Here is a 19,567-nt window from a genome sequence, read left to right on the forward strand (position 1 = left end):
TTCACTCAAGTTGCAATGTTGAAAACGCATTACTCAGCTGGGTGGTCTTCTGTTTTGAAGTCTGGTCAAGTATTTTTGCTGCAGCTTTAATCTTCATATTGGCCAGAAGATCGGCTGCCAGTTTCTGGTCGAGTCCTGAAAGGGCAAGGGAGGCCTTGGCCGGATTCATCTTTTCATATATTTTGGCAAGATCCCTGATCCGTTTTTTCTCTTCTGCCGATTTTTCAGCGAGAAGAATTTTGATAGCATTTTGCAGTTTTTTCAGTTCTGCTATCTTGTTTTCTATTTCAGCTAACTTCTTATCGACACCCTCTTCCAGTGTCTTTAGTTCATTTTTTCGCATGGCAATCCTGGCACGTTCTTTTTGCAGGTTGGCCTTCTCTTCAATTATTATCTGTTGCAGTCTCCGCTCCTCTACTGATGAGTATTGCTGTGGTTCCTGCGGTTTTTTATTTTCCGCCAGAGCAGAACTTGAATAGAGAAAAAAAAGACTCAGCGAAAATACCACCGTTGATTTTAAAAAATTTCTTTTCATGTGGGGTTGTCCAGTTAGATTTCGAAATCGTGACGAGTCACCGCAAGTTCATCCAGCATGGCTATTTCCTTTTTATTAAGATACTCTTGCCAGGCCTTGTTCTGGCGCTCTTTCAGACTTTCCATGATCTGTCTTTCCTGTGTTTTTCGGAGGAGGTTTTTCCGCTCAAGTTCAACAAGATCAGTTTTTTCCTTTACTGTTTTTCTAATGGCGGAGATATTTTTTTTCATATAGGTAATTCTGTTTTCGTAATGGATCAGATCAAGAATTGATAGTGGTTCCTTCTGAAGAGCATCCAGATCGTCAATGAGTTGTGAGAGTTGTTTCTCCGCATTTTTCAGTTTCAGAAGAACAATCTGCTGTGCATTCCGTGCCTCTTTGAGCCTGGTTACAGCAAGGTCTTCCAACCGTTTTCTGTAATTGAGAATAGTGTTAAAACGAAATGGTTTCATCTCCATAAACTGGTCCTGAAAAAGCCACAATCCTGCATTTCATGAGAAATGCTGACTACTGTTGATCTGAAATACGTCTGTTTTTTCTTGGCGGCTCTTCATCTTTTCTGTCACTGAGTAGTCTTCCAAGTTGTTCAAGTGATTTCTGCAGCGTTGTCGTTTCATCAAAATTTTGTTTGAGAAAGTCATTCATGGCATCTATTTTACTGATGGCATAGTCGATTTTCGGGTTTGATCCTTTTGCATAAGCTCCGATATTAATCAGGTCTTCCGCCTCAGCATAACTGGCCAGGACAGTCCGTGCCTTGCCGGCCAGTTCAAGATGACGTACAGAGATAATATCTCGCATGACCCTGCTTGCGGAATTGAGAACATCTATGGCGGGAAAGTGGTTTTTAGCGGCAAGACTCCTGGATAAAACGATATGGCCATCCAAAATCGAACGAACGGAGTCCGCAACCGGTTCGGTCATATCGTCACCGTCCACCAGTACAGTATACAGACCAGTGATAGTACCTTTTTTTCTGAATCTCCCGGCACGCTCCAACAGCTTTGGGAGGGTTGCGAATACGGATGGTGTATATCCCTTTGTTGTGGGCGGTTCTCCAATTGCCAGGCCAATTTCCCTCATGGCCATGGCAAAACGGGTGACGGAATCCATCATCAGCAGGACGTTTTTACCATTATTGCAGAAATATTCAGCAATGGCAGTTGCCACAAAAGCACCACGCATACGGAGAAGGGGAGATTGATCAGATGTGACAACAACAATGACCGACCTGGCAAGTCCGTCCTTTCCGAGATCTCTCTCGATGAATTCCCTTACTTCTCTACCGCGTTCGCCGATAAGGGCAATGACGTTAATATCTGCCTTGGCATATTTGGCCATCATACCGAGAAGTACGCTTTTTCCTATTCCGGAACCTGCCATTATCCCCATACGCTGACCCATGCCACAGGTTATCAGTCCATTGATTGCCCTGACTCCAAGATCAAGAGTTTCCGTTATATTCTGGCGTTCCATGGGCCCGGGGGGAGGGAATAGAGACTTTTTTCTTCGGTAAGGACCGGCGGAGGAAGATTGTCATGGGGATTTTCCATGGCATCGATGACCCTGCCGAGGAGATTACTGCCGACCTTGATGGTTGCACTGTTTCTGACTACCCTGATTAAACTGCCCGGGCCGAGTCCCCGCAAATCACCAAGGGCATAAGGAGTGCTTTGGAGTCCTTGAAACCGACGATTTCTGCAAAAATATCTTCGCCGCCATCTATTGGGGTCAACCTGCAGAGGGAACCTATTGAAGCATGGGGACAGTGACCTTCAATGACCAGGCCGACAATGCGGGTTACTTTTCCCCACACCCTGATGAGATCAAGGTTTTGTATGTGTAATGTATTCAGTGGCATGGTTTATCAAGGTTGGGTCTTTCAGCCGGTAATTCCTGTCAATGTAAATGAAAATATCCTTCATGGAATGGGAAAACCTGGTTAGAGACGTTTTGCCATTTCTTCTCTTATCATGTCAAACTGGCTTGCCAGCGTGGCGTCAATCGTACAGTTTTCCGATTCGATTCTTGCCCCACCAACCTCAATTTCGGAATCTTTTTTAATGATTATCTTGCTGAGTCCACTGAGCCCCTCAACCAGGTCTGCCGATTTTTCCATGACAATCTCATAATCATCCGGACTGACAAAAATCGTAAATTCATCCGATTTGATAGCCTGTCCCAGCGCTTCCTCCAGGGTTGCGATAATCGTTTCCCTGTTTTCAGTAAATGGTGAGCGGACAATCCTTTCTGCCAGGGCAATGGCAAATTCCTGGAGTTCTCTGCTGCTGTTGGCAATAATTGTTTCCCTGATGGAATCGAGTTGCTGGCAGATTGTGAAGAGTGAACGGGTAGCCGAGCCGTAATCCTCTTCAGCTTTTTCAAGGCCGTTGCGCGTACCGTCTTCAAAAGCCTTTTCCAGTAGTTTATCCATTTCAGTCCGCTCGATATAGTTATCGAGATTAATGGTCTCTTCAGTTTCAACACCGATTGTTTCTTCAGGATCTTCTATTTTTTCAGGAGTAATATCAGCATGATATTGCTCATCGTCTTTCGGAGTTGATCCCTTTTTGTCTGCAGGAATGGTTGAGTCGTTTGAATTCGAAATTGGAAGAGGATCTGTTATAAATTGGTTGTCTGCAGTTTCCACCCACCTGGAAGGAGGATTTTTGATTATTTTTTCTTTCGAAACAGGCACCAGTTCTTCCGGTTTGAAGGAGTCTGTTTTTTTATAATATTTAGACAAGCTCATCTCCACCTCCACTGCCAAGGACCAGCTTGCCTTCCTCTTCCAGCTTCATGGCTATTTTCACAATGGACTGCTGCATAAGTTCAACTTCCGAGAGCCTGACTGGACCCATGGCATCCAGGTCATCCCTGATCATATCGGCAGCGCGGGCGGACATATTGGCAAAGATTTTTTCCTTCATCTGTTCTGAGGCTGTTTTCAGGGCCATGGTGAGGGAATCATTATTGACCTCTCTCAGGATCATCTGCAGGGATCTGCCATCAAGTGCAACAAGATTTTCAAAAGTAAACATTTTCTTCCTGATTTCCTCAGCCATATCAGGATCAGTCTCTTCCATTTTTTCCAGAATATCTGCATCCAGGTTGTTTTTCATATGGTTGAGAATACCGACTACCGCATCAATTCCTCCGACTTTTTTATGGGCTTTGCCGGAAACCAATCCGATTTCACGGTGCAGTGCATCTTCAATCCTGCTGATGACCTCGGGAGAGACTTTTTCAATTTTTGAAATCCTGTAGGTTACATCTGCCTGGACCTCTTCAGGAAGATTTGCCAGAATTTCACTGGCATGTTCCACATGTTGGGTGGAGAGAACAAGGGCGACAGTCTGCGGATGTTCATGCTCCAGCAGACCTGCCACCATCCTTGGGGCCATCAGGGAGATAGTCTCCAGGGATTTGGATTCAGTTCCGGAGATAAACTGGTCCATCAAAAATTCGGAACGCTGATCACCGGGTGTTGCCGCGATGGCACGTTTTGCAAATTCCTCTCCCTTGACAAAAAGACCGGCGAACTGGTTCTGAGCTTCATGGAATTGTGCAAAAACCTTTTCCTTGATATCCATGGGGATATGCTCAATGGAGGCCATGGCCCTGGTGACCTGACGCACTTCATCATCAGACAGCTCATCAAAGATTCTCGAAGTTGCCTCTTCACCAAGGCAGATTAATAATACCGCAACCTTATTCAGCCCGGTCAATGTTTCAATCGCCATCAGTTATCCTTCCTGTATCCAGTTTTTTACAATAAAAGCGGTCGGAACATGATTTTGAAGTACTTCTCTTCTCAGGGTGGTTATCGCATCATCAACAGGAGGAAGAATTATCTCTTCCTCCTCTTTGTTTTCAAGAGCTTGCCGTTGCTCCTGTTCCAGCTGTTCAACGGTTTTATAGTGCTCTTTGACCTCTCCTTTCATAGTTTTTATGACAGGCCTTATAAGCAGGAAGTAGAGGAACAGGATTCCAAGCGATACCAGTCCGTACTTAATAAAAGGGAGATATTCATAGAGTGGATGAGTTCCAAGAGCGTTCTCTTCAATAATCGCCTTGTCTGTTTCAACAAAGGGCATGGAGAGAACATTAATCATGTCCCCCCTTTCAGGGGTAAGTCCTATTGCCCTGGCTATCATGTTTTCTATTGATTTTAACTCTTCTTCAGTGCGGGGAGTAGTTGATACTGGTTTGCCGTCCTTATCAACCTTGACACGATCTGCAACAAGAACAGAAACCGATAGTTTCGTTATTGTTCCCACAGGATTCACGGTTTTACTGATTGTTTTACTGATTTCATAGTTGGTGATTCTGGAATTTTTGCTTGAAGTCGGCCCTGCCTGATCACCCCGAGAGTGCCCCCGTTAAGGTTTGACTGTACTCCGGGAATCCCCCCGCATTGACACTTCCACTGTTCTCCTGGTTTATCTGTTCACTGCGGATAACCGGGTCATCTGCGTCATACAATTCCTGCGTTTTTTCATTCTTGGAAAAATCAAGGGAGGCGGTAACCCTGACCATGGCATGGTCTTTTCCCATGGTTTTATCAAGCAGGTCCTGGGCCCTCATTTCAAGTCGATGTTCAAGTTCCTGCTGATAAGTGAGCATGTCAACAGGGAGGAGGTTATCTCTGTCTTTTTCCTTCAGGCTTTCAAGAATAACCCCGTTTGAATCGATGATATTGACATTATCAGGTTCAAGACCAGTGACTGAACCGGCAACGAGATGGATAATACCCTGGACCTGTTTTTCATCAAGTTTCCTGCCAGGAACCAGGGTGATGATGACGGATGCTGTGGCTTTTTTCTGCTGGCTCTTAAAAAGTCTTTTCTCAGGAAGAGCCAGGTGTACACGTGTTGATTCCACGGGACCGAGAGACGTAATCGTTCGGGACAGTTCTCCCTGCAGAGCCCTGGTGTGATTCACCTTCTGAACGAAATCAGTTAAGGCAAAACTCTGTTTGTCAAATATTTCAAAACCGACTCCTTCGCCACTGGGTAAACCGTTGGCGGCGAGATCAAGTCTGGTCTGATAAATCTGGTCTGCAGAAATCCAGATATCACGACCGCCATGTTTCAGTGAATAGGGGATTTTTCTGGCTTTGAGCCAGCTTGTGACCGACGAGGCATCACTGATGGAAAGATTAGCATAAAGAAGCTGTTGATCCGCCGTTCTTGCCTGAAAGATCAATACTCCAAACAGGGCGATGGATATGAGAATAATCGCTCCAGTGGCAATTTTTCGTGATAAAGGCCATTGTTGAATCAATTTGAAAATATTTTTTGATTCAGCCGCTTCCTGTGGAAGGTTTTCGATCTGTTCTGAAGTTTCAGGAATTTTCTGTTCTTCTGCCGCCATGACTGTTCCTTAGTTCCTGTTTAATGACCCATGAACCCCAGCTGGTTTTTAAAAGAGCCCTGTAAACCAGGCATATCTCAAGGTCTACTCTGTCAGTAATCAGGATACTGTAAATTCTTGAACCTGACCCTGCCTGAACTGATGAGAAATCCGGGTTGGTAGATCAGAGCTGCATTCTCATTATTTCTTCATAAGCAGAGAGCGCCTTGTTTCGCATCTGCACAAGCATTCGAAGGGAAATATCCGCCTCTTCAACAGCAATCATCACATCGTGAAGATGACTGGCATCACCACTCTGCAACTGTTCCACTGCAATATCACCAGCTTTCTGGGAATCATTGACGGAAGTCACAAGATTGGAGAGAATGTCACCAAAACTGCTTTTCGCCTGTTTAACACTGCTTCCGGGAGAGGAGGAAGCCCCCTCGGGAATTACTGGTGACAATAAAGAATTTTTTATTGTGTTCATTGTGTTATCTTCCTATTTCAAGGGCCTTCATGGCCATTCTTTTCGCCGATTTTATGGTGGTTACATTGGCCTGGTATGCCTTTGTGGCCGACATCATGTCAACCATTTCCTCGAGAACGTTTACGTTCGGCATCTTCACATAACCCGCTTCATCAGCATCAGGATGGTATGGATTGTATACTTTTTTGGGAGGAGACTTATCTTCGATTATTTTTGTTACTTCTACACCGCGGACGCTGTCTTTTCTATTGTTTTCCAGATGTTCCTTGAAAGTGAGGGGGTGCTTTCAAAGTAAACAGATTTTCGCTTATACGGTCCTCCCTCCGGGGTAGAAGTCGTTTCAACATTTGCAAGATTTGAACTGATAGTATTGAGACGAATCGTATTTGCCTTTAACGCAGAGCTGCTGATTTTAAATGTATTGAAGATATCCATGGAATCTGATCCTTATTTCTGTTTAGTGCCTAACTCCTGAACTTCTGTCATAAAAAACAAGAAGTCAGGAAAGGTGTTTTGAAATTAAATGATTAGGTTTATTTCCAAGGCACTTATACCCCCTTGTGGGGTGTTATTTTGACTTACTGTCCACCCGAAATCACATATTTGAGAAGATTGAGTTTTTTCTTTAAGAGCTGGGCGCTGGTTTCGTACATAATCTCATTTTCAGAGAGATCAATCATTTCCTGGGCTACGTTTACTCCGTTCCGGTCTCCTATTCCTGTCTTATCCTGAACATGGGTCACTTTTCCGACAACTGATTCAAAATTGGCGGGAGCAAGAGTGATGTGTTTTTCGTTGGATTTGGCAAGATCAATGGTTTTTCCTCGATGGATAGCATTGTCCAACTCATCTTCAAAGTCAAAAACCGCCCTTGAATATCCGGGAGTTTCAGCATTGGCAATATTTGCTGAAATTATCTGGGATTTGTCTGCCCGTAGGTCCAGGACTTTTTTTAAAAGGGCCATCTGGGAATCAAAGGGTCTGATCGGGTCCATAATGCTCTCCATTACAAAAAAATAATACCATTATATTACAGCATGTTATGATTATTGCAGGCCGACTTGCAGCCCTGATGCCGTCTTTTCAAATTCCAGGGCTTTTCGGGCAAAATCTCTCCATCTATTGTTAGTGCCTTTTTCGGCAATTTTTCTGAATAATCTTAGCGCTTTTTTTTCATTTCCCTTTCGTCTTTCCAATTCTGCCAGATGAAAAAGGCTTTGGTCATAGAATGGGTTTGTTGCTTTTATTTTAAGAAAAACAGATTCTGCCCTGTCATATTGTTCAGTTTTCATCAGACTTTCACCCAACATAACCAGTTCTTCCTGGCTGAGTTGGTAGTCTAACTTTTCCAGAGACTCGAAAACTTCTGCACATTTTTTAAAATCATCTGTTCTGTAATAAATGGTGGCCGCAAGCTTATAAAAATCCTTTTTTTTCGGAAGGGGACTCGGGAGGAGGCGTAGAGCTTCGGTAAACCGTTCCTGATTGATAAATGCCTTCAGGCGGAGCAGAAGAATGTCTTCCGTATATTTGCCGTGGGGATAATTGAATGTGTATTGGGCAGCGAAATCCTCCACAAGAGTATAATTACCATGATTGAAAGAGGCCCTGACGAGAGGAAGAAAGAATTGCTCCCTTTGATCAACTTCTGAAATCTCAATGAGATACAGATAAAGCCTCTGGGCTTCCTCATAAACGCCGATTTCATCATAGGCCTTCGCAATATCCACGAGATACCTGCTGTCCAGCCAGTTTTTCCTGAAGAGTTCCTTGTTCTGTTTGGCAAGAACAAGTGCCTTTAAATATTGTTTTTTCTCCACAAGCCTTTTTATTTCACCCGGCAACAGGTCAATGAGCAGTGCCTGGGCTGATGAAAGTACATGTCCGTATCTGAATTCCCTGGTAAGTTGTTGTAAAAGTGCTATTGATTCACCTTTTCTGTTTAAAAGAGACAGAACCAGGGCTTGTTTAAAGAGGGCTTCTTCCTTCGGTTCTCTGGCAATAGCTTTTTCATAAATTGATGAATAACTTTTGAGAGCCCAGTCCAGGGCCGAACTTTTCTGAAGCAGCAGAAGGTCTGTTTTTTTTATTGCAGCCCTGTTACCGGCTTCTGTTCCGGGAAATGCATTTTCAATCTGGGTAAATCCGTCTATCAGTTTTTCCCCCGGCATGAATTTAAGCCTGGACATGTCTGCACGGTAACGGATCATACCAAGGGAATTTTTATTGAGTACCAGTGTCGACAGTTGATCGTAGCAACTGCTGCTTTTAATAAATTTCTTTTGACTGTACAGAGTTGCACAGTTGCCGTTCAGGGAATAGGGCTGCTTTACAAGATGTTCGGAATCTGCAACAAGTCGATATGCGGCATAAGCTTTTACAGGTTGATTAATTCCATACCAGTAATCTGCCTGCCGGATTTCCCTGACTTCTTCAATGGAAGGAGGAAAGGCAATATCATCTTGAAGAAGAAGGCTGTTCATTGCAGAAAATTTTGAAGATGCAAGTGAGGTTTCTATCCGTGAAAGATGAAGATAAGGTGCCAGCGGATTGGATTGACTTATGTTTTCTGCAAGAGCAGTCATTTCAAATTCTGCTATATGTGGATCCTCATGGATTGCCCGCAGCAACAGGAGAACATATTTTGCAAAACTACCAATAAGCTCATCCCTGTATTTTTCCTGGAGGAGGTAAAGTTGTTTATAGGCACCGACAAAATTATCAGCCCTGAAGAGGACCTCACCATAACAGAGGGCTAATTTTTTTTGTGTCTCAACATTTTTTTCTGACTTGAGTTGTTCAAGAATCCTGGTGGCAAGATGCTCCCACAACCCCTCATCGGCAAGTTTGAACAGCTCCGGGGAAAGGAGTTGCAGGTTTTTTTCCTTATCGGGTGGCAGCATTCCGATGATCGGAAAAGGCGGGAGGGTGAAAGTTACAGGTATACTGATTGACACTGGAGATTCATATCTGGCAAAAAACGTCATCCAGTTCTTGACATAAGGGGAAAATATATACGGATTTGTATAATCAACCCTGCTCCTGTCAATAACAGTCAACCCTTCCAGTTTTTTTGCAAGATTTTGATAAGACTTTGAATATTTGTTTCCGGGGAGAATTTCAACAACGATCTTATCGTCGTCATTTCTGGATACAGTGTAGTGCTGTGGGGTATATCGGAAAAAAAGAGAAAGTATAAAATTACCATTTTCCATCCGAGACAAAATTTTGACTATTTTGTCGTCTGGCTTGAAAAAAGTAATTTTTTTCTTAAGCTCTGTTTGGTTGAATATAAGATTCAGACGCCTCTCATTAATTGTTTTAGAAAATGTTGGGGCTTTATCAAAAAGAAAATAAAGCTGTATCATATCACCGGATTCCGCCCGGGAAACCCGAAGCAGCTCCGAAGCGGAAGCAGGTGTTCCGGCAATGAGAACAGCAAAAATGATATATGAAAATAATTTCTTCATGACACTTTAAGTTTTAAGGTTTTCTTACACCTTGCAAACTTCATTCCAGAGTTGTTGTTTGTTTGCACAGGTGGAATTATCGGGAAGAGGAGATGGTCAGTCTGGTAATGAGGAAGAAGGAGGTGTTTAAAAAAGATTAAGTCAGAAATTTGACATGAAAAAAAACTTCAACCTGAATCCTGCGTTCAGATACCTGGAACCTAAATCCTGCAATTGGCAAGTTTATCGGAGATACGAGGCATCAGGGGTAGGGTAGATGAAAATACAGAGTTACAAATCCTGTGACCAGTTACGGCTGGGTTTCGTACGGAATCAGTATTTTTTTTGTAATACTTGTTTGATTTTTTAACGCTTTTATTGATAGTATTCATGGTGAATACATTATCTGCCTCGGGAGTCCGGGAGGGCTTTTGAGGGTGAAGTTTTTATTTGGTAAACATATTACTCTATTTAACAGGAGATATAAGGCATGGGAAAGAATGTACTGCTGGTTGATGATTCAAGTACAATGAGAAAAATTATCGGTCGGTCACTGCGACAGGCAGGGATTGAGTTTGACAATATATTTGAGGCCGCTGATGGGCTTGAGGCCCTGGAAGTATTGGAAAAAGAAAATGTTGATATTGTCCTCAGTGATATCAACATGCCCAATATGGATGGAATTTCCTTCCTGAGGGAGAAATCCACGAGGGATGGCATCAAAGATATACCTGTTTTAATGATATCAACTGAAACAGGTGATGATATTATCGGAGAAGCCAAGTCTCTTGGTGCCGTCGGAGCTATAAAAAAGCCCTTCACACCTGACAAAGTAAACGAAGTTCTTGGTCCTTTACTTTAATTTTATTGGTGCAAAAGGGGGTGGCAGTGGATATCAGTAAAAACATGATTGACTCGGCAAAAGAAATTTTTTCCACGATGGTCATGATGGAGATTGAAGTGGCTGGAGATCTGTTAAAAGAGACTGCCCCTCTCTCTGATTCTATTTCGGGAGTTATTGGGCTGGTCGGAACCCACAAAGGTGTTCTGGCCATCCACTTGCCCCAGAATGTTGCAATGGCTGTTACTGGAAGCTTTCTTGGCATGGATGTTGAAGAAGTGAATGAAGACGTGGAAGACGCCGTTGGAGAACTTGCCAATATGCTAGCCGGAGACGTTAAAACAGCGCTCGCTGCAAACGGTAGAGATATTGATATTTCTCTGCCGACAATTATTGCAGGGCGTGAATATGATTTCCAGCCGACCGGAGAAACAGAAAGGATTATAATTCCTTTCGGCTGCAGTGCAGGCAATTTTTCCGTTGAACTGCAGTTGGAACGATAATTGGTGTATAAACAGTATATTATTCCATTTTTCAGGGGAATCTTTAAATGGCTGGCGAATTCAATATTGGTGAAGAAATAATTGCCGGGATAAAAGAAGTATTTTCGACCATGCTCATGGTCGATCTGCAGGCTGAAGAGGTCATAGAAAATGGAGAATGTGAAATCTCCTCTAATCTCACAAGCATGATAGGTCTTGGCGGAGGAATCCGGGGAATGCTGGCTATCCACTGTCCTGCTGATGTTGCTCGTGGAATTACCAGTGGTTTGCTGGGAATGGAAATTCAAGAGCTTGACGAGGATGTAAAAGATGCTGTTGGTGAAGTCGCAAATATGGTTGCCGGTAATTTAAAGGTTTCTTATGCGAAAAATGGTATCGACATAGAGTTAGCTATTCCTACTTCCATTGTTGGTGATTCCTTTGCTGTGAGCGGTATGGCCGATGCTCATCGCGTCGTTGCTGTTATGAAAGCACCGGAAGGGCCCCTGTGGATTGAACTGCTGTTTATCTGAAACTCCGTCTCGGAAGGTTGAACGCTGCAGTCTTATTGCACATAAAGAGCATAAAAGGCTGAGCAATTGGGGCAGCCCACGCCGGTTTATTTTAAAATCCCGCTGTGAACGATTTTTCCGCCACGGTCGGGATTTTTATTTTTTCCTGAATCCTTGAGACTGCAGCGTCAGCAGCGTTCGCAAGTGAGGATTGCAGGCTAAATAATTTGCGCTGCCGTTCCGATAAGAAATAGAGATAAGCGGTATGTTTGAATTTTCGATCAGGTTTTTTCCTTTTACCTGAAAATCCTCTACAGTTTTACAGGTTATTTTTAAGGCAATCTGAAATTAAATCCCGATTTTACCAGGTAACCCTGGATAATATTCTCCCACTTTTATTGCATGGATCCCATAAAGCGAATTGATAAAATCCTTGAAGCCATTCAGATACGTGTACAGGATGAAGTTGCCTCTCTGCTTGGTGTTGATTTTCTCCTTGAAGATATTGAAAAGCAACCTGCGACCAAGGAGGAAGTTTTTGATTCCCTGGTTGGAAAACAGATCTGTGCAAAAATGGAACTGGTGGGTGAAGTGGAGGGGGATGGTGCCCTGCTCATGGGTATCAAAGATGCCATCAGGTTGGGGGGTACTCTTATCATGCTCCCCGCCTCCGAACTTGATGAGGTCATCAGTAGAGAGGAATACAGTGAGGAAATAGAAGATTCATACGGTGAAATAGCAAATATAATTGCCGGTTCATTCACAAAGGATTTTGAGGAAATGTACCCGAAATCCTTTCGTTTTGTGAGAAAAGAGCAGGAGAAACTCGTACCGGTGAAAGTGGATATCCAATCCGATGAACCTGTTAAAAATGAGATTTTTTACCAGGTCGCTTTTCCCATGATTCTTGACGGAACCCCGATGGGTAAGATGGTTATGCTCATGCCGGCCGCATCTTTCGGGTTGCACTGGGAGGATAAGGAGGTTTCTGTAGTTGATACTGATCCTGTGGAGCAGAACAGTGCGGGGGAACAGAAAAATGACGAAGAAATTGAAACCGAAAGTGAGACCAAAGAATCAGCTGAGACCCTTAAACCGAATTTTAATGTAGAAAAGCATAAAAAAAGGATAGACAGGCTGCTTACGGTCTGCCAGGAAAAGATGTCATCCGAGCTTGGTGCGCTGCTTGGTGTGGAAATCACTTTGTCGGATCTGGATAACAGCTTTGTCAGCAAGGAGGATTTCTTTTTCGATCATGCATCAGGAAAACAGGTTCTCGCAGATATGGATGTTGTTGGAGAACTGGAGGACAGAAGTTTTTTTTCAATCAGTCTCAAAGATGCGATATACCTCGGTGGACTCCTGATTATGCTGCCACCTTCTGAACTGGAGAGTGTTGTAAGTGAGGAAGAATTTGGTGAGGAAGCACAGGACGCCTATGGGGAAGTCGCCAATATCGTGTCGGGAGTCTATACCTCAGTATTTGAGGAGCAGTACACAAAAAATCTCAGGTTTATCAGAAAGGGGCTTCAGCAGGTTGTGCCGATGAAGGTAGACCCGCAGTCGGATGAGCCGGTACCTGATGTGCCATATTATCTGAGCTCAATGACCCTGAATATTGAAGGAAAAAGCTATGGAAAAGTTCATATGCTTTTTCCCGTAGATATGTTGCAGTTGTCAACTTTTGGCCAGACGCAGGATCAGGTCGTTGAAGGAGTAAAACCGGAAATAACTCCGGAAAATGAGAACAGGGAAGCGTCACCGGCCCCCCAGGAAAAAAAAGCTGATTTCAATATTGAGAGGCACAGGAAAAGAGTAGACAAACTCCTTGGTCTCTGCCAGGAAAAAATGGCAGACGAAGTAGGGGCTCTTCTTGGTGTTGATGTTCAGTTGCTGGATCAGGAAAATAGAATTGTCAGCAAAGAAGATTTCTTTTTCGAGGAAGTTTCCGGAAAACAGGTTATTGCCGACATGGAAGTGGTGGGAGAGATAGAGGATAAATCCTATCTTGTTATTTCCCAGAAAGATGCGATTCGTATTGGCGGAACCCTTATTATGCTTCCTGAAAATGAACTTCAATCCAGTATTGAAGATGGCGATTTCAGTGAAGATATTGAGGATTCTTATGGCGAGATTGCCAATATCATTTCCGGAGTTTACACCGCAGTTTTTGAGGAGGGTTATACTCGACAGATACGATTCATTAAACAGGAACTCCGCCAGGTCCTTCCCATGAAAGTCGATCCTGAATCTGAAGAACCTTTTCCTGATCAGGAATACTATGTCAGCAGCATGAAACTTGTTCTCGCCGGGAACGAAGCTGGAAAAGTACATATGGTATTTCCATCAACAATGCTGCAGCTTGATGGCCTTGGAGCAAAAGAGCAAGAAAAGGAAACTGGAACTGAACCCTCAGGACCTTCCGTTTCTCCAGGATCAGGTGGTAAAAACGGTAGAGTTGCAGTGGCGGCAGACGATGGAAGGAGGCCGGTTGATATTCTCCTCATAGGCGATGATATGGCAGAGATAGAGAAATTACAGAATGTTCTCAGCAAAAGAGGATTTGAAATCCGTATATTGTCTTTTAAGGACGAGGTACATAATTATATCCCCGGCGAATTGAAAGCGGTTTATCTTGTGATGCAGGAAATTAATGAGCAGGGGTTTGGTGTGGCAATAAAAGTAAGCAGTTCATGTTCCCTGCCACTGATCGCAGCAGCCCCCGGCTGGACAAAAACAAAGGTCATCAAGGCTGTAAAATATGGAATACGGGATATTCTTCTTACCCCTGCCACTACAGAAGATATCGAGGAGAACATAAGCAACAACCTGCTGAAAATGGCAGCTTGATCCGGGAACCTTTCCGAGAATACCTTTTCGCCCAAACTCTTCAGATTTTTCACTGGAAATGAGGATCAGTTTTCTTCCCACAGCCCGTTGATTTTCTTTTTCTTGATTTTTTCCAGCAGAGTAGTTCGTTTCAGATTGAGCAGGCGGGCTGCTTCTTTTTTGTTTCCATCTGTTTTTTTCATGGCCTGCACAATAAGTTGAGTTTCAAAATCATTGATCAATTCCTTGAAATTGACTTGACCTTCTTCCCAGTCCAGTTGCGTGAGGATCGTTTTTTCACTGTCCTGGTTTTCAGCTGCAGCTGAAGGAGCTGGAGATTCGGATGTACATGCTTTTTGCTCAGGTATTTTGACTGAATGGAATTTTTCAGGAAGATCGGTAAGGTTGACTTCCTTCCCGCTGAAAAGAATACTCATATGTTGGACAAGATTTTCCAGTTCCCGGACATTCCCCCTCCATTCATAATAAATGAGGGATTCAATTGCCTCCCTGGAAAAGGTGAATTTTTCTCTGCCACGTTTGAGCGTATACGTTTCAATAAAGGAATTAACCAGTAGGGGAATATCTTCAGTTCTGTCCTTCAGTGAAGGAATATTGACTGGTATGACGCTGAGACGGTAATAGAGGTCTTCTCTGAATTTTCCTTCACTGACAAGTTGTTCGAGATCACAATGAGTGGCTGCAAGGATACGGGTATCGATGGGAATAGCCTTGAAGGCTCCGACAGGTTCGAATTCTTTTTCCTGCAGTACGCGTAACAGTTTTGCCTGCAGGGAAGCTTTCATGTCTCCAATTTCATCAAGAAAAAGAGTACCCTGGTCTGCGTATTGTATTCTTCCCGGTTTATTGGTGTTCGCCCCGGTGAAGGCACCTTTGGTGTACCCGAAAAGTTCACTTTCCAGGAGGTCATCTGGAATAGCTGCACAGTTTACCGGAACAAAATTTCTGTCTTTTCTTTTCGACTGGGCATGAATTGCCTTGGCGACCATCTCTTTGCCGGTACCGGATTCGCCTCTGATGAGAACGGTTGAGTAATCATCTTCAGCAATTTTTGTTATCAGCTCAAAGAGATTCCGCATGGGATCACTGGCTCCTATCATGCCGTGGAATGCGGATTTTGAAGATTCTTCTGTCACTTTCTTAAAATATACCGTTTAACCCGAGTGCTTCAGCTTTTTTTCTGAAGTTCAGGATTGAGGTTAACAGGAAAATATCGTTTTAATGGGAAGACTGCATAAGATCAGCTAGTTTACTCGTTGTTCTTCTCATATTCAAGCTCAGTAAACGGGCAATTTTTTTTATTATCTTAATCCCCAGCGTCGGCATTTTTTCTGCAAGTAGATCAAACCCCTTATCTGTGAGGGTTACCATGGTTGTGGCCTGTTTTGCTATGACGGTGGCAGATCTTGGGGATTTGTCTATGAGTGCCATTTCGCCTATTGAGCTTCCCCGGGTAAGGCGTGCGAGGACTATATTTTCACCGAGATCACCTCTTTTCTGCACTTCCAGAACACCATTGACAACAAAACCCATGAAAGTCCCTTGGTCTCCCTCAACAAAGAGGTGCTCTCCCCGTTGCAGGTGCACATAGCTCATGTGCTGAGCAAGGATAGAGAGCTCCGTCACATTGAAACTGTCAAAAATCGGTAAACTGATAAGAAAAGAACGGGTCTCTTCTTCTGATTCAGTGAGCGTTTCAGGAGTCATGAGAGAAATGCGGGACTGTTGTATTTTATGCTTGTGACTGCAAACTGTTTCAGGTAGAAGCATATCATATCAAAAGAACAAAAAAAAGTGTGTTTTCACGATCTTTAAACCGTATCACTTAAAACATAATCATAAAACTGTCCTGGATTTCTGGCAAACTAAAACCATTCAATGAATCTTAAACTGCTATCGCACATTTTTACAGTTTTTCTTATTATCTGCGGTACGGATATATGTTTTGCATCACCTTTTATAGCGAAAGTGTCAAGGATAATTGACGGTGATTCAATTGTTGTTTTAAGAGATCAGGAAAAAATTGAAGTACGTTTGTATGGTATAGACTCCCCTGAGTGGAGGCAAACTTTTTCCAGAGAGGCACGTTCATGCCTCTTTCGGGCAGTTTATGAAAAGAACGTAATGGTTTTTCCTCAATATTATGATTCCTACGGGAGACTGGTTGCCCATATTGAGCGAGACGGGGAAAATATCAATGGTTATCTGGTTGAACACGGATGTGCCTGGGTTTACCCCCATTTCTGCAGACAGAAAATATGCGATAGATGGTATAAAAAACAGAAAAAGGCAAAACAGGAACATGAGGGGTTGTGGCAGGAAGAAAAACCTGTTTCTCCCTGGATCTGGAAAAGGATGAAAAAAAAGAAAAACGGGACAGTTTTTTCTGGCTGGTTGAAAGGAAAATAATCACAGTACCGTCACGGGTTAAGGGAGGTGTAAAAATGAGGTTGGGACTTTGCGTGTTGTTGTCTGCAGTTATTTCCACAGTGGTTTTTTCAGGGAAAATATCGAGTGGAGCTGAAAGTGTAACTTCTCATGAGAATCTGCAAAAATTAATTAAAACCAATAGCTGCAAAGGCTGCGATCTTTCAGGGGTAAACCTCAACAGGATTGATCTTTCCCATGCTGATCTTGAGGGAGCAAACCTTGAACAGGCCAAACTGTATCTGACTGATCTTTCTTCGGCCAATCTTCGTAATGCAAATCTAAAAGGAGTGGTTTTCGGTGGTACCGATCTGGGTGGTGCTGATCTGAGAGGTGCCGATTTAAGGGGAGCAGTTCTTGACGGCGCGTATCTTGGTGGTGCTTTTCTTGATGGAATGATGGTCACCACTCAGTTGTCCGGGAATTCAGACCTTACCGGAATTGAGCAGGAAGTCTATATAGAAGATCCTGGAAAACCCAAAAAGAAACCTGTTAAAAATGAGGTGGTAGTGGGGAAGAGAAGAGTTTTTCGGGAACCTCCTCCAGTACTGAAAAAAACGGAGATTACAAAACTCGAGGAAACCTATCCAAAGCCACCGAAAATAAAAAAGGCTCACATGCCTGGGAAAATCAATCTTGGAATAAAGATTGAAAATACAGTGAGGGAAAACAACAATTCCCAAAACGAAGAATACCTTGGCCAAACAGGAGAAAAAAAGGAAAACATCATTTTAAGTAAAGAAAAAATGAAGGTACTGCAGAAATTTCTGGATACCGGCCGCTGCTACGGATGCAATCTTTCCGGGATTGATTTTTCCGGGAAAGACCTGGAAGATTCGGATCTGGAAAAAGCAGATCTGACCGGGTGCAGTTTTGCAGGAGCGGATCTGGAAGGGGCAAATCTCAAAGGTGCAGTACTGATCCGTGCCAATCTGAGGAAAGCTGACTTAAGAGATGCTGATATGTACAAAGCGGATTTAACCGGAGCCAATTTGACTGGTACCCGTATGGAAGGGGCACTTCTGGATGGTGCTGTCCTGCCGGATTCTATTGGAATCCTGAATCCGTGACGGTTTTGAGATTGTTAGGAGTAAGGCACTAATCAGAATTTCTCATTGAATTTCTGCCAGTGTATCAAGAGCTTTGACTATCCTGGTATCGTCAAGAAGACTTTCATCTCTCAGGATATTTTCTATAGTATCAAGTTGTTCCTGCAATGCGGCAACCTGAAGCTCGAGATTCTGAATTGTAACTGAGGCTTCTGTCTCCGTAGTATTCATCGCGTGTTCAAGATCCCTGGCACTTTCCAGGATGGACTGCAGGTTCGCGATTTTATTGAGTCGGAGAAAAAGCTCATCAAAATTGATCGGTTTTTCCAGATAATCTACGGCTCCTTTTTTCATTGCCTCAACTGCGGTATCCACAGATGAATGTGCCGTAATAAGCACTACTTCCGTTTTATTGCTTATTTCTTTTGCAATTTCGAGTACCTCAATGCCTCCGATATCACCGGGCATCATCAGGTCGGTTAGAACGACATCAAAAAAACGGGTCCTCATGAATTTTTCTGCAACATAACCATCTTCTGCAACAACTACTTCATGATTTTCCTTTGCCAACCGTTGCTCAAGAAGACGCCGTATAACAGGATCATCGTCAACGACAAGGATGGATAAGTTTTTCATAATATGATCCCTCAGTTTATTTCTTTTGATAAAATATTGTTCTCAGGTGTCTTTTGGGGACAAAACGGGGGCAGACACCTGTAAGTGATTCTGTTGAACCTATAATGAGGAATCCGTCATCTGCCAGGACATCAGCAATTTTGTTGAATAATTTTTTACGGTCCTCCAATGTGAAATAAATGGCAACATTTCGGCAGAAAATGATATCAAATTTTCCAAGCGCATTGAAAGGCAACATAAGGTTCAGTTTGCGGAAATTGACCATTGCCCGTATTTCATCTTTAATTTTCCAGGTATCCCCAAAGAGTGTAAAGTACTTTTGCAGAAATTTTCGATCCAGTCCTCTTTCAATTTCAAATTTATTGTATTTTCCAATGCTTGCCTGGGCAATAGCCGTATTGGAAATATCAGTTCCCAGGAGTTTTACAGAATAATTGGGAGCATCGCCAATAAGTTCTTTGATGATGATGGCAATGGAATACAGTTCCTGGCCAGTGGAAGCGGCAGCACTCCAAATTTTTATGGGAATTCTGAGTCTGCCTGATTTTTCTGATCTGCGATCAATTATTTCGGGCAGCAGTTTGTGCTGGAGCAGGTCAAAAGGGCCTTTGTCCCGGAAGAACAGGGTTTCATTTGTCGATATGGCATCAATGATTTCCCGTTCGATTTTTTTGCCGGCATCGCGTTTGGCTTTCTGGTACAGTTCCTTGTAAGAGCTACATCCGTGAGCTTCAGCAATGGAACTCAATCGGGTTTCAAAAAGATATGATTTGCTCTTATCAAGATATATTCCTGAGATGTCATGGATATATTTTGATATAAGCTGCAGTTCTTCGGGGGTGATTTTAATCATTTTATTTTGAAACCGATTTGTGGAACATTGTAAATCTTATTGGTTTTGTTGTCTGTCGTATTCCTGGACAAAGCAGGGAGAACCAGGT

Annotated in this window: 19 protein-coding genes and 2 pseudogenes; 6 read left to right on the forward strand and 15 right to left on the reverse strand. The window is 43.2% G+C overall.

The genetic code is table 11. The annotated features are described in order from the left end of the window. Position 1: 1 nt before the first annotated feature. The 11 genes and pseudogenes from LO777_RS06525 to LO777_RS06575 all read right to left on the reverse strand — a co-directional run bounded on the left by LO777_RS06525 (position 2) and on the right by LO777_RS06575 (position 9,850). Positions 2 to 535, reverse strand: a complete 534-nt coding sequence (locus LO777_RS06525) for a MotE family protein (RefSeq protein WP_228856723.1) — start codon at positions 533 to 535, stop codon at positions 2 to 4. Between the two features lie 14 nt (positions 536 to 549). Further along, positions 550 to 993: a flagellar export protein FliJ gene (gene fliJ / locus LO777_RS06530; protein ID WP_228856724.1), complete on the reverse strand. Its 444-nt coding sequence runs from the start codon at positions 991 to 993 to the stop codon at positions 550 to 552. 49 nt (positions 994 to 1,042) lie between these two features. Continuing rightward, positions 1,043 to 2,396, reverse strand: a pseudogene (locus tag LO777_RS06535) (FliI/YscN family ATPase). An 81-nt stretch (positions 2,397 to 2,477) separates the two neighbouring features. After that, a complete protein-coding gene (locus LO777_RS06540) occupies positions 2,478 to 3,287 on the reverse strand; it encodes a FliH/SctL family protein (RefSeq protein ID WP_228856725.1) in 810 nt (269 codons plus the stop codon). After that, positions 3,274 to 4,278 carry a flagellar motor switch protein FliG gene (gene fliG / locus LO777_RS06545; RefSeq protein ID WP_228856726.1) on the reverse strand — a complete coding sequence of 335 codons (1,005 nt, stop codon included), beginning with the start codon at positions 4,276 to 4,278 and terminating at the stop codon, positions 3,274 to 3,276. The genes LO777_RS06540 and fliG overlap by 14 nt, the downstream gene beginning before the upstream one ends. Positions 4,279 to 4,281: 3 nt before the next feature. Beyond that, positions 4,282 to 4,863, reverse strand: a complete 582-nt coding sequence (locus tag LO777_RS19985) for a flagellar M-ring protein FliF C-terminal domain-containing protein (RefSeq protein WP_329955725.1) — start codon at positions 4,861 to 4,863, stop codon at positions 4,282 to 4,284. A 34-nt stretch (positions 4,864 to 4,897) separates the two neighbouring features. Next, positions 4,898 to 5,911 (reverse strand): flagellar basal-body MS-ring/collar protein FliF, encoded by a 1,014-nt coding sequence (fliF, locus tag LO777_RS19990; protein WP_268907523.1) that lies wholly within the window; start codon positions 5,909 to 5,911, stop codon positions 4,898 to 4,900. A gap of 163 nt (positions 5,912 to 6,074) precedes the next feature. Further along, positions 6,075 to 6,380, reverse strand: a complete 306-nt coding sequence (gene fliE, locus LO777_RS06555) for a flagellar hook-basal body complex protein FliE (RefSeq protein ID WP_228856727.1) — start codon at positions 6,378 to 6,380, stop codon at positions 6,075 to 6,077. Between the two features lie 4 nt (positions 6,381 to 6,384). Next, a pseudogene (gene flgC / locus LO777_RS20975) lies at positions 6,385 to 6,815 on the reverse strand (flagellar basal body rod protein FlgC). A gap of 143 nt (positions 6,816 to 6,958) precedes the next feature. Further along, positions 6,959 to 7,375 (reverse strand): flagellar basal body rod protein FlgB, encoded by a 417-nt coding sequence (gene flgB, locus LO777_RS06570; protein ID WP_228856729.1) that lies wholly within the window; start codon positions 7,373 to 7,375, stop codon positions 6,959 to 6,961. A gap of 51 nt (positions 7,376 to 7,426) precedes the next feature. Beyond that, positions 7,427 to 9,850: a tetratricopeptide repeat protein gene (locus LO777_RS06575; RefSeq protein WP_228856730.1), complete on the reverse strand. Its 2,424-nt coding sequence runs from the start codon at positions 9,848 to 9,850 to the stop codon at positions 7,427 to 7,429. 469 nt (positions 9,851 to 10,319) lie between these two features. Here LO777_RS06575 and LO777_RS06580 point away from each other — a divergent pair, with 469 nt between their 5' ends. The 4 genes from LO777_RS06580 to LO777_RS06595 all read left to right on the forward strand — a co-directional run bounded on the left by LO777_RS06580 (position 10,320) and on the right by LO777_RS06595 (position 14,514). After that, complete coding sequence (locus tag LO777_RS06580) at positions 10,320 to 10,691, forward strand: response regulator (RefSeq protein WP_228856731.1); 372 nt, start codon at positions 10,320 to 10,322, stop codon at positions 10,689 to 10,691. Positions 10,692 to 10,717: 26 nt separating this feature from the next. Next, positions 10,718 to 11,173 (forward strand): chemotaxis protein CheX, encoded by a 456-nt coding sequence (locus LO777_RS06585; protein WP_228856732.1) that lies wholly within the window; start codon positions 10,718 to 10,720, stop codon positions 11,171 to 11,173. Between the two features lie 47 nt (positions 11,174 to 11,220). Further along, complete coding sequence (locus LO777_RS06590; RefSeq protein WP_228856733.1) at positions 11,221 to 11,685, forward strand: chemotaxis protein CheX; 465 nt, start codon at positions 11,221 to 11,223, stop codon at positions 11,683 to 11,685. Positions 11,686 to 12,066: 381 nt separating this feature from the next. Beyond that, entirely contained in the window at positions 12,067 to 14,514 is a 2,448-nt protein-coding gene (locus tag LO777_RS06595) for a hypothetical protein (RefSeq protein ID WP_228856734.1), read from the forward strand. Between the two features lie 65 nt (positions 14,515 to 14,579). On the opposite strand, the gene LO777_RS06600 is transcribed toward LO777_RS06595, so the two are convergent. Continuing rightward, a complete protein-coding gene (locus tag LO777_RS06600) occupies positions 14,580 to 15,650 on the reverse strand; it encodes a sigma-54 interaction domain-containing protein (protein WP_228856735.1) in 1,071 nt (356 codons plus the stop codon). An 82-nt stretch (positions 15,651 to 15,732) separates the two neighbouring features. After that, positions 15,733 to 16,221: a cyclic nucleotide-binding domain-containing protein gene (locus LO777_RS06605; protein ID WP_228856736.1), complete on the reverse strand. Its 489-nt coding sequence runs from the start codon at positions 16,219 to 16,221 to the stop codon at positions 15,733 to 15,735. A 171-nt stretch (positions 16,222 to 16,392) separates the two neighbouring features. On the opposite strand from LO777_RS06605, the gene LO777_RS06610 reads away from it, so the two are divergent. Next, the gene (locus LO777_RS06610; protein WP_228856737.1) at positions 16,393 to 16,923 is read left to right on the forward strand and encodes a thermonuclease family protein; all 531 of its coding nucleotides are present in this window, start codon (positions 16,393 to 16,395) and stop codon (positions 16,921 to 16,923) included. A gap of 35 nt (positions 16,924 to 16,958) precedes the next feature. Continuing rightward, positions 16,959 to 18,011 carry a pentapeptide repeat-containing protein gene (locus LO777_RS06615; RefSeq protein WP_228857342.1) on the forward strand — a complete coding sequence of 351 codons (1,053 nt, stop codon included), beginning with the start codon at positions 16,959 to 16,961 and terminating at the stop codon, positions 18,009 to 18,011. A gap of 42 nt (positions 18,012 to 18,053) precedes the next feature. On the opposite strand, the gene LO777_RS06620 is transcribed toward LO777_RS06615, so the two are convergent. Further along, positions 18,054 to 18,626, reverse strand: a complete 573-nt coding sequence (locus tag LO777_RS06620; protein WP_228856738.1) for a response regulator — start codon at positions 18,624 to 18,626, stop codon at positions 18,054 to 18,056. 16 nt (positions 18,627 to 18,642) lie between these two features. Then, positions 18,643 to 19,479, reverse strand: a complete 837-nt coding sequence (locus LO777_RS06625; protein ID WP_228856739.1) for a CheR family methyltransferase — start codon at positions 19,477 to 19,479, stop codon at positions 18,643 to 18,645. Positions 19,480 to 19,567 lie beyond the last annotated feature (88 nt).

The organism is Desulfomarina profundi (assembly GCF_019703855.1).
Taxonomy (GTDB): domain Bacteria; phylum Desulfobacterota; class Desulfobulbia; order Desulfobulbales; family Desulfocapsaceae; genus Desulfomarina; species Desulfomarina profundi.